The organism is Nocardia sp. NPDC003269, from assembly GCF_042888005.1.
GTDB lineage: Bacteria > Actinomycetota > Actinomycetes > Mycobacteriales > Mycobacteriaceae > Nocardia.
Genome location: NZ_JBIAPA010000002.1, coordinates 1714187 through 1723996, shown reverse-complemented (window position 1 = coordinate 1723996; position 9810 = coordinate 1714187). Strand labels below are relative to the sequence as shown.

The 9810-nt window shown below is 68.4% G+C and carries 10 protein-coding genes; 2 read left to right on the top strand and 8 right to left on the bottom strand.

The window, feature by feature from the left end; translation table 11 throughout:
* Positions 1–17: 17 nt before the first annotated feature.
* Genes ACFYWJ_RS18370 through ACFYWJ_RS18355 form a run of 4 tightly spaced genes read right to left on the bottom strand, consistent with a single transcriptional unit; the run spans position 18 to position 4162 of the window.
* On the bottom strand, positions 18–827 hold the full coding sequence (locus tag ACFYWJ_RS18370) for an isoprenylcysteine carboxylmethyltransferase family protein (RefSeq protein ID WP_355275620.1): 810 nt from the start codon (positions 825–827) through the stop codon (positions 18–20).
* Positions 818–1810 (bottom strand): fatty acid desaturase, encoded by a 993-nt coding sequence (locus ACFYWJ_RS18365; protein ID WP_355275622.1) that lies wholly within the window; start codon positions 1808–1810, stop codon positions 818–820. The genes ACFYWJ_RS18370 and ACFYWJ_RS18365 overlap by 10 nt, the downstream gene beginning before the upstream one ends.
* Positions 1811–1868: 58 nt before the next feature.
* A complete protein-coding gene (locus tag ACFYWJ_RS18360; RefSeq protein WP_355275624.1) occupies positions 1869–3140 on the bottom strand; it encodes a hypothetical protein in 1272 nt (423 codons plus the stop codon).
* A complete protein-coding gene (locus ACFYWJ_RS18355; protein ID WP_355275626.1) occupies positions 3137–4162 on the bottom strand; it encodes a polyprenyl synthetase family protein in 1026 nt (341 codons plus the stop codon). The genes ACFYWJ_RS18360 and ACFYWJ_RS18355 overlap by 4 nt, the downstream gene beginning before the upstream one ends.
* Positions 4163–5057: 895 nt before the next feature.
* Between ACFYWJ_RS18355 and ACFYWJ_RS18350 the strand changes: the two genes are divergently transcribed.
* Positions 5058–5555 carry a diadenosine tetraphosphate hydrolase gene (locus ACFYWJ_RS18350; RefSeq protein WP_355275628.1) on the top strand — a complete coding sequence of 166 codons (498 nt, stop codon included), beginning with the start codon at positions 5058–5060 and terminating at the stop codon, positions 5553–5555.
* On the opposite strand, the gene ACFYWJ_RS18345 is transcribed toward ACFYWJ_RS18350, so the two are convergent.
* The 3 genes from ACFYWJ_RS18345 to hutC form a co-directional block, all read right to left on the bottom strand.
* Positions 5556–6167: a hypothetical protein gene (locus tag ACFYWJ_RS18345; RefSeq protein ID WP_355275630.1), complete on the bottom strand. Its 612-nt coding sequence runs from the start codon at positions 6165–6167 to the stop codon at positions 5556–5558.
* A gap of 9 nt (positions 6168–6176) precedes the next feature.
* On the bottom strand, positions 6177–6434 hold the full coding sequence (locus ACFYWJ_RS18340) for a hypothetical protein (RefSeq protein WP_355275632.1): 258 nt from the start codon (positions 6432–6434) through the stop codon (positions 6177–6179).
* Between the two features lie 369 nt (positions 6435–6803).
* Positions 6804–7577 carry a histidine utilization repressor gene (gene hutC / locus ACFYWJ_RS18335; protein ID WP_355275634.1) on the bottom strand — a complete coding sequence of 258 codons (774 nt, stop codon included), beginning with the start codon at positions 7575–7577 and terminating at the stop codon, positions 6804–6806.
* A 146-nt stretch (positions 7578–7723) separates the two neighbouring features.
* Between hutC and hutU the strand changes: the two genes are divergently transcribed.
* The gene (gene hutU / locus ACFYWJ_RS18330) at positions 7724–9403 is read left to right on the top strand and encodes a urocanate hydratase (protein ID WP_355275635.1); all 1680 of its coding nucleotides are present in this window, start codon (positions 7724–7726) and stop codon (positions 9401–9403) included.
* A 49-nt stretch (positions 9404–9452) separates the two neighbouring features.
* Here the strand turns inward: hutU and acpM are convergent, their stop codons facing one another.
* Entirely contained in the window at positions 9453–9758 is a 306-nt protein-coding gene (gene acpM / locus ACFYWJ_RS18325; RefSeq protein ID WP_355275637.1) for a meromycolate extension acyl carrier protein AcpM, read from the bottom strand.
* Positions 9759–9810 lie beyond the last annotated feature (52 nt).

The window sequence follows — 9810 nt, the reverse complement described above, 5'->3', positions numbered from 1 at the left end:
CGCTGGGCGGCCTGCCGTTACGGCTGCCGAGTCGATCGGCCGAAGATGCGGAGCACGGACGGGAAGAACGCGGGGACCTGCGCGGCGTAGGCGCGGTAGGACGCACCGAAGCGCGCGATCAGATCGCGTTCCTCCAGGTAGGTGCCCAGCAGGATGTAGCAGGTCAGCCCGAGTGCCCACACCAGGTGCCCGACGGTGAACGTGCTCGCGAACCAGAACGAGATCAGCAGACCGGTCATCAGCGGATGGCGGACGAGCTTGTAGACCCCGTTCACCTGCAACCGGTCGACGGTCGCGTCCGGCACCTGGATGACGTACTCGCGGTAGGCCTGGCTGATGCCGAGCAGATGGAAGTGGTTCAGCAGCAACGTCGCCGCGTAGACGAGCACGAAACCGAGCCAGAACCCGGCGTCGAGCACCAGGCCCACCGTGCCATCGGCCGACCAGAGCTCGGCCGGGATCGGCTGCCACGCCAGCATGATCACCCACATGACCAGGCACACCATGACGATGTAGACCGAGCGTTCGAGGGCTTCGGGCACCCAGCGGGTGATGAACGCCTTGAACGCGGGCCGGGCCATGCCCGAGTGCTGCAGGCCGAACAGGGCCAGCAGCGCCACATCGATGACGAGCGCCGGGACGGTCGACAGGTGCGGGCCCTTGTCGATCGTCTTCGGCAGGAACCAGCCGCCGGCGAAGAGCAGCATCAGCGGCACGGTGATGCCGGCGACGCCGTAGACGGCGAAGGAGAAGAGGAACGGGACGAGCCGCGAACGGCTCGTCAGCACGTCCCGTGCCTGGGTGGGCGTCGGGGTGATCAGATCCATGCGAACCACGGCAGGTACCGATTACGCACGGTCCCCTCTTCGATGCGCCGCTCCAGCCGGGCCTTCCACTTGGTGCCGTAGCCCTCGTTGAGGAAGCCACCCGGCCAGAACAGCCGCCACCCCGACTGCGCGACCATCCAATACGGCACGATGACGCCGGGGTTGACATCACGCATGTAGTCGAGCTTGTCCGGGATCTGGCTCCAGTGGATACCGGGGTAACGGTGATGCACGCTGTGGTAGCCCTGGTTGAAGATCAGGAAGTTGAGGATGTTGCCCGCGTTGTTCAGCGAGGTGCTCGGGTCGTCCTCGAAGCCCTTGGCGGGCGCGTGGCTCAGCCAGGCGAAGTAGCCCGCGTTGACCTGGGTGATGAGGAACGGCACCCAGTAGAACAGGACGAACTTCTCCATGCCCGCGGCGTACCAGACGCCGCCGATCACGAGCGCGTACACCGCGATGTCGAACAGGAACTGGTGGCGGGTGCGGCGGCGGCGCGGCGCCGGATCGGCGGCGAAGATCATCCGCATGGTGTGGATCTTGACGATCACGCCGTAGCGGACCCAGTACCAGATGGCACCGATGCCCTTCTCCATGCCGGTGGTCGCGGTGACGTCGCCGGGGCCGTCGTTGAACCGGTGATGGTTGAGGACGTGCACCTCACGCATCTCGGCCGCGGTCAGATTGCCCGGCAGGCAGCACAGGATGTCGACGACCCGGTTCGGGAGCGACGATACGAACAGCGGCCGGTGGGTGTGCATGTGCATGACGCCGATGGTCAGCGACAGGTTCAGCAGCGCCAGCACGATGATCAGCGGCACGGCCACGTACCAGTTCGAGGCGAACGGCACGAACAGGCCGAAGGCCGTCATGCCCATCCACAGCGCGATGTGGACGAGCGGGCCGACATTGGAAGCGTGCTCGAGCTTGAGCACCCGTTTGCTGAACGGGGCCTGTTCGGGCGCGACGGGAGTTCCGGTGCTCATAGTCGAGCTCCTTCGCTAGTGGTGTCCAGGACGGTGAGCGCGGGTCTGGTGCGGATGCTCATGGGCGGCTCCCTTGGGTGCTGGTGTCGAGGGCAGCGAGTTGGAGTCTCGTGGCGAGCGCTTGCAGCGCTTCGGGTTCGTGCGGTGGCACCCGCTCCATCGCGCCGAAGGCGAGATGGTCGGCGATCATCATCGTGCGCACCTCGGCGTCGGGCAGTTCGCCGGTCAGCGGGGCTTCCGGCAGGGTCTGCACCAGCGCGAAGGTGGTGTCGACGATCAGCGGGACCAGCGAGGTCGGCATCGTGGCCGGATCACCGGCGCCGAGCACTTCGCGGGTGCCGCTGGCGCCCTCGGCGAAATCCGGTGAGGCGTCGAGCATCCGGTGGATCGCCAGGTCGGCGGTGTGCCGGACGCGGTCGATCATCCTGGTCCAGTACCGCGACGAGGACGCGGCCAGCAGCGCGGCGCCGACCTTGCGCCGGTACGGCGACGGCGCGTCGACGACCGAGCACAGGAACGCGGAGGTGGTGATGGTCATGTACGCCATCGCCGCGCGCGCACCGCGACTGGGCGTGCCGGGGCCCAGCCGCGCCAGCAGGGCGAACCCACCGAGCGCGGGTGCCAGCAGTTGCAGCATCACCATCCGCTTCAGTTCTTCGCGGTCGGCGACGCCGTAGATCTCGAACTCGTTGTCGCGCAGGTCGTTCGCCGATTGGGCGATCACCGCGACGCAGCCGGTCAGTTCGCGCAGATCCGCTTCCGAGAGCACATCCTCGGCGACCAGGGCGCACGCGTAGTGGGTGACCCGGCCGAGCACGCCCTCGCTGTAGGCCACGCGCGAGAGCGGTCCGTCGATATTGCGGGCCATCACCCCGGCGACGTCGGTGATCACCTCACCGACCCGCTTCTGGCCTTCGGCCGACAGCGCCGACAGCAGCGCCCTGATGTCACCGATGCGCTCGGCCAGCAGCCGGTCGACGGCCTCGCTGTCGCGGGCCTCGGCGGGCACCGTCGGCAGGGCGGGTGGCGGCGTGTCGGAGGTGCTGTTGAGGTAGTCGGCCGCGGCCAGCACGGCGCCGCTGGCGACCGCGCGGTCGCTGAGATCCTCGAAGGCGTCGAGCACGCGACACGCGAGCAGCGCGGCCGTCGCCTCCGCGCGCAGGTGCGCGGGCAGGAAACTCACCGAGATGCCGAGGTTGCGGCCCGCGGGGATCAGGGCCAGCCGGGCCAGTTCGTCCGGTGTGGCCGCGGCCCGCAGCGCGGCCATGTCGGGCGCGCGCCGCAGATGCCGCAGCCCGTAGGCCAGGGAGCCGATTCTGGTCTGTCTCATCGGTTGATCACCTGCTGCAAGAGTTCGCGGAGGTCGTCGCGGGCCGGCGACGACGGGAAGATGTCCAAGGCCGCGCTCGCGGTCTCGGTGGCCTGCAGCGCGACGGCACGCGCGGCCTGGGTGGCGCCGCTGTCGACCAGGTCGGCCTGCAGGGTCGCGCTGGCGGTCTCGGTCGACAGCCACATCTCCCTGGCGCCGGGACGCACCGCGAGCCACTCGATCACCGGCCAGGTCGGCACCCGCCGGTCCAGGTCGCCGCAGGCGTCCTTGCCCAGTTCGGGGCCGCCCTCGATGTCGCGGACGTCGTCCATGATCTGGAAGGCGAGCGCGAGCTGGTCGGCGTACTGCATCAGGGCTTGCAGGCGATCGTGATCGGCACCGCCCGCCGTGCCGCCGTAGGAGCACGAGAGCCGGAACAGCGTGCCGGTCTTCGCGCCGGCCACGAGTTCGTAGTGCCTGCGCAGCGCGGTCGCGTCCACCGCGGGCGGCAGGGTTTCGATGAGCTGGCCGAAGGACAGGTCGGAGAGCCGGTCGGCGTAGGTGACGCCCGGCGCCTCGCCGATGCCGCCGAACACGTTCTGATTCTCGGCCAGAACCTGGGCGACCACCTGCATGGCGGTGCCCGCCATGTGGAAGCCGGCCCTGGCGGCGATGCGCACCCCGAACGCGGCGGGCACCGAGGGCGCGCCGCGGCGCAACAGGGACCCGTCACAGATGTCGTCGTGCAGCAGCGAGGACTCGTGCAGCATCTCCATGGCGCAGGCCAGGTCGATCGCGGCGGGTCGCGGAGCGGCCGCGCCGTCGGGCAGCAGTCGCGCGCACGCGAGCACGAGGCGGGCCCGCACGCGTTTGCCGGGTGCGGCCAGAACGTGCCGGTAGATGTCGTCGAAATCGCCACCGGTGATGAGGATTTCCCGCAATCGGTCGGTGACCAGCGGAAGCAGCTCGACCGGGCCCACGGTCCTGACGTCGTCGGCGACGGTGGACGGCGTGCTGACCGACGGTCTGGGCAGGACCGCCACCTGATCACCCGAGTGCTCCGGGTGCACTGCCGGATGAGCATCCTGACGGTGCGCTGAGGGTAGCGCGGGATTGTCCATAGCGCTGAACTCCTTTGGTGATGGTCACGGTGGCGGTGAGGTTCACCCCGACTGGTGCACAGGGGTTCACGGGGGTTCAGGCGGTGGCATCGTCGGCGGTGACTTGTCACAACTACCGGGCCCGAGCTTCCCGATCGTCGGCTACCGACGGGTAGTTTTGTAGAGACCCCGCCGAATTGTCAAGCACTACAACAAGTTCCAGTTCGATATGTCGGAATCGATAGTGCCGCAAAGTAACTCGTGCGCATGAGCGCACCGAAGACGGTGGACGACCCCCGCTCGTCCGATCGGACTTGCGTCGTAAGCGTCAGTGCCCCAACAGATTTCGTGACCCTAGCCCATGCATGGCCGGGAACGTGTTGCGTGAACGTAAAAATCGTGGGCTGACGCGACGCTGCGGCAGAGATGATTCGGCGTGACGGCCCCCTTGTAGGGTCACGCCGACTACGAGACCGGTCCCTGGGATGCCGGGAACGGCCTGACCGGACCGTTCGCCGAGGACATCATCGTCCGGCGAGCGGCCACCGAGGGAGCACGCGAACACTGCTCGTGCGACGACTCTACGACCACACCGTCGATGCCGCGAATCGGGTCGAGCGCTTGGTGAGATCTCGCCGACTCGGAAGTCGAACTTTTGGGGCTTTTCCCAAACCACTCCATGCCCGGCTCGAGATATACAGGCGCACTTGACAATTCATCACCGAATGTCAAAGAGGAACATCCCCGATTTTCGGATCGATGCGGCCGTCGAGCCCGGGGTAGGATCGAAATCCCTGCTCACACAGGCGCCGTCGGCGCACACCAGGAACGGGGCAGCATGACCGGAGATCAGGTCGACACCGCCGACGACGACTGGCGCCGCGATCGCGCGGGGACGGCGGCCGCGGGGACGAATCCGACGGCACTGTGCCGTCTCACGACCGGATGGGCCGTGATCGGCGACACCCAGCACCTGCCCGGGTACTGCGTCCTGATCTACGACGGCGCGGCCGATCAGCTCACCGATCTGCCACGGCCGGAACGGATCGCGTTCATGGCCGACCTCGTCGTCCTGGGCGAGGCGGTCGAACGGGCTTGCCGCGCAGCCGATCCCGCGTTCCGGCGGATCAACTACGAGGTGCTCGGCAACACCTGGACGCACCTGCACGGGCACGTGCACGCGCGGTACGAGTGGGAGCCGGCCGACCTCCGCGCCGGACTGGTGTACCTGTACGGCGCCGAACGCACGGCGCCCGAGCATGCGCTCGACGCCCGGCACGACGACTTGCGCGCGGCGATCACCGCCGCCCTCGGCGAGATACTCGCCGAGGGGTGATCAGCGGGCGGCGGTACTGCTGCCGAGAACGAGCAGTTCCGGCAGCGGGTGGTCGACGATCGGGGCGGGCGGGCGGACCGCGGGGCCCCGGCGCAGCACCGAGCAGCGTCGGGCCAGAACGGCGCCGCAGGACAGGATCGTGGTGGTGATCAGATCCTCCGCCAGGGGCAGATCGTCCTCGCGGCAGGCGAAGACCGAGAAGCGCACGGCGCGTGGATCGTGGCGCGGATCCGACTGCAGGACCACCTCGGCCGGGCAGCTCGCCAGCAGCATGATCGCGGCGGCGAAGTCGGCGTACGGGTCCGCGGCGCCGATCTCCGCGCCGGCGGCGACCGCGGCGAACAGCGCGGGCAGGCTCGGCCGCTCGGGAACTTCCCGCGTGGCCTCGATGCGCGACCACCGGCGCACCGCAGGCTGATCGGCGATATCGGTGCGGGTGCGCCAGCGCCGGCGCCCGCACTCGAGCAGTCGCGTCGCGGCCGCCTGCCAGACGACGGCGTCGTCGATCCGGGCGACGATGCGCAAGCGGCGGCACTCCTCGACGACGTCCGGGGTACTGATCGGTTCGATCGCGGGGACGACAGCGCCCGCGGTGGGTCGGTACGTCTGCATGGCGATCTCCTACCGCGCTAAGGAACCCAACGAAGGCCGACCGGCCGGACCGCGTCGCCACGCCTGCCGGAACGCCCAGCACGCGGCGAGCACCGCGACCGCGACCACGCCGGCGAGCACCGCCAGCACCACCACCCCCGACCGCCCGACCCCGGCGTAGCGGGCGATCATCGCCGACGCGAGGATCGGCCCCGCGGTGGCGAGAACCGGGATCAACAAGATCAACCCGACCGTCACCAGCGTCGACGGCGACAGCGTGGATTTCACTGCGGAAAAGCTCTGCCGGGCACTCACCCTGTGCGGCCCCGACTGCCGCGCGACTGTAGCCATTTCCGCCCTCCGTTACCCGAATGGAACCCAGCGAGCCATGGGCCACTAAACGTACAGCCCGAATCCGGCATGTCGCGTAGTTCGTCACGAAACAGTGATAACCCGAAACCGGCCCTCACCCATCTATTGCGGAGATAGCCTGGTCAAGCCCATCTTTGCGATTAGCGGAAGATTTGCTATCGCTCCAGGATATTCAGATCGCATAACAATTCCGGGGACCACCGCGGGGCGAGTCACATCTTTCACTGGACAGTGCGCACACTGCGGAGAATGGCGTGGCGAGTTACCCGCCTGAGCCGAGACCTCTTATTCGGCGTCATTCGCCGCGGAACCGAAGCTGCCCTCCAGCCGGTTGCGTGATCCGGGGTGGATCAACCGGGCCGCACTGACCAGCCCGCCCGAGGACCAGGTGCGGCGGCGAATCAGCAGACACGGCTCGTCGCGATCGATGTCGAGCAGCGCGCACTCCTCGCGACTGGCCCGCACCGCCTCCACGACATGCTCGCCGCGGATCAGCGGAGCCACCTCACTGAGGTAGGTGTTCGGCGTGACGGTGGTGAAGTCCTGCGCCAGATAGTCGGGCGCCTGCGCCGGGTTGACGTAGCGGTCCTCCACCTGGATCGGGATGTCGTCCTCGCGGTGCACCAGCAGCGAGTGGAACACCCTGCCGCTCATGGCGTTCCCGAGCACCGGATGCCGGTCGCCCGCCTCCTCCGCGCGCACGAACACCACCTCGGTGCGATGCCGGTGACCGCGCCGGGTGATCTCGTCGGCGATATTCCTGACCTCGAACAGCGGCGAGGCGGCCTTGGTCGGCGCGACGAAGGTGCCCACGCCCATCACCCGGTTGAGCGCGCCGTCGGCGGTGAGGTCGCGCAGGGCGCGGTTGATCGTCATCCGGGACAGGCCCAGCGCGTTGACCAGCTGATTCTCCGAGGGGATCTGCTCACCCTCGGTCCAGCGCCCACCCTTGATCTGCGCCATGATCAGCTGCTTGACGCGTTCGTACGCCGCGAACTCGGTGCCCAGTTCGCCGTACAGCGCGGCCAGGTCCGCATCGACCACTTCGATCGCCACCACGGTATCCGTTCCCTCAGTTTGCCCAGAGAATACGTTGCGCCCGAACGACACAGCACGCTTGACAGCTACTTGTATATACAGGACTATACCACTAGTCTGGATTTCAGTGACCCAGGACACAGCCGTCATTTCCGAGGAGTGAACCGATGACCGACGCCGCCACCCAGCCCGAACCCGGCCCCCGGCCCGTGTCCGCCCCGCGCGGATCGCAGCTGCACACGCTGGGCTGGCAGCAGGAGGGCGCCCTGCGGATGCTGATGAACAACCTCGATCCCGAGGTCGCCGAGCGTCCCGACGACCTCGTCGTCTACGGCGGCACCGGCCGCGCGGTACGCAGCTGGGCGGCCTTCGACGCGATCGTGCGAACCCTCGAGACCCTCGCCGACGACGAGACGCTGCTGGTGCAGTCCGGCAAGCCGGTCGGCGTGTTCCGCACGAACGAGTGGGCGCCGCGCGTGCTGCTCGCCAACTCCAACCTGGTCGGCGACTGGGCGAACTGGGCGGACTTCCGCAAGCTCGAGCAGCTCGGCCTGATGATGTACGGCCAGATGACGGCCGGTTCGTGGATCTACATCGGCAGCCAGGGCATCCTCCAGGGCACCTACGAGACCTTCGGCGCGGTGGCGCGCAAGCGGTTCGGCGGCACCCTGGCAGGCACCATCACCCTCACCGCGGGCGTCGGCGGCATGGGTGGCGCGCAGCCGCTGGCGGTGACGATGAACGAGGGCGTCGCGCTCTGCGTCGACTGCGATCCGGCCCGCATCGATCGGCGCATCGCGCACGGGTACCTCGACACCAAGGCCGAGACCCTCCAGGATGCGCTCGCACTCGCGATCGCGGCCCGTGACGAGCGGCGCGCGCTGTCGATCGGCCTGGTCGGCAATGCGGCCGAGGTGTTCCCGCGGCTGCTGGCGATGGACGCGCCGATCGACATCGTGACCGACCAGACCTCGGCCCACGATCCGCTGTCGTACCTGCCGATCGGTGTCGCGCTCGAGGACTGGCACACCCTCGCGGCGAAGGACCCGGAGTGGTTCACCACCGAGGCACAGGCGTCGATGGCCAAGCACGTCGAGGCGATGGTCGGGTTCCTGGACAAGGGCGCCGAGGTGTTCGACTACGGCAACTCGATTCGCGACGAGGCCCGCAAGGGCGGCTACGACCGGGCCTTCGCGTTCCCCGGCTTCGTGCCCGCCTACATCCGGCCGCTGTTCGAAGAAGGCCTTGGTCCGTTCCGCTGGGCCGCGCTGTCGGGCGATCCGAAGGACATCGCCGCCACCGATCGCGCCATCATGGAGCTGTTCCCCGAGAACGAGCACCTGAAGCGCTGGATCACCATGGCCGGAGAGAAGGTGCAGTTCGAGGGCCTGCCCGCGCGGATCTGCTGGCTCGGCTACGGCGAGCGCCACCGCGCGGGCCTGAAGTTCAACGAGATGGTCGCCTCCGGTGAGCTGTCCGCGCCGCTGGCCATCGGCCGCGACCACCTCGACTCCGGCTCGGTGGCCTCCCCCTATCGCGAAACCGAGGCCATGGCCGACGGTTCCGACGCCGTCGCCGACTGGCCGCTGCTCAACGCCCTGCTCAACACCGCCTCCGGCGCCTCCTGGGTCTCGATCCACCACGGCGGCGGCGTCGGCATGGGCCGTTCGATCCACGCCGGCCAGGTGTGCATCGCTGACGGCACGCCCCTGGCCGCCCAGAAGCTCGAGCGGGTGCTCACCAACGACCCGGGCATGGGCGTCATCCGCCACGTCGACGCCGGCTACGAACACGCCGCCGACGTCGCCCGCGAGCGCGGGGTGCGTATTCCGATGCGGGAGAGCTGATCCGGCACACCGCCGCCCGCACCGTTCCCGGTGCGGCGGCGGTGTCGGCTCACTCCGGCTGCGTCGCCCGGAACTTCGCTTCCATCTCCGCGGCGAGGTCCGGCTGGTCGGCCTCCATCTTCTGGACGTAGGCAACCGCGTCGCCGACGGTCTTCAGGCTCGCCAGGTCTTCGTCGGGGATCTTGACGTTGTACTTGTCCTCGAGTTGGACCGCGATCTCGACCAGTGAGAGCGAGTCGATCTCCAGTTCTTCGACGAAGGACTTCTCCGGTGTCACCTCCTCGGCGTCGATACCGGTCACCTCCTCGACGATCTCGGCGATGCCTGCGACGATCTCTTCCTGCGTGGTAGCCACGAATCTCCTTGTCCGGTGGGTGATACCGGTACGGTAAAAGCTCCACCGGGGT

Coding starts and splice junctions, on each gene's coding strand:
- ACFYWJ_RS18345 (WP_355275630.1), bottom strand. CDS start 6,167: ATGCAGACGTACCGACCCACCGCGGGCGCTGTCGTCCCCGCGATCGAA.
- ACFYWJ_RS18350 (WP_355275628.1), top strand. CDS start 5,058: ATGACCGGAGATCAGGTCGACACCGCCGACGACGACTGGCGCCGCGAT.
- ACFYWJ_RS18370 (WP_355275620.1), bottom strand. CDS start 827: ATGGATCTGATCACCCCGACGCCCACCCAGGCACGGGACGTGCTGACG.
- ACFYWJ_RS18365 (WP_355275622.1), bottom strand. CDS start 1,810: ATGAGCACCGGAACTCCCGTCGCGCCCGAACAGGCCCCGTTCAGCAAA.
- ACFYWJ_RS18360 (WP_355275624.1), bottom strand. CDS start 3,140: ATGAGACAGACCAGAATCGGCTCCCTGGCCTACGGGCTGCGGCATCTG.
- hutU (WP_355275635.1), top strand. CDS start 7,724: ATGACCGACGCCGCCACCCAGCCCGAACCCGGCCCCCGGCCCGTGTCC.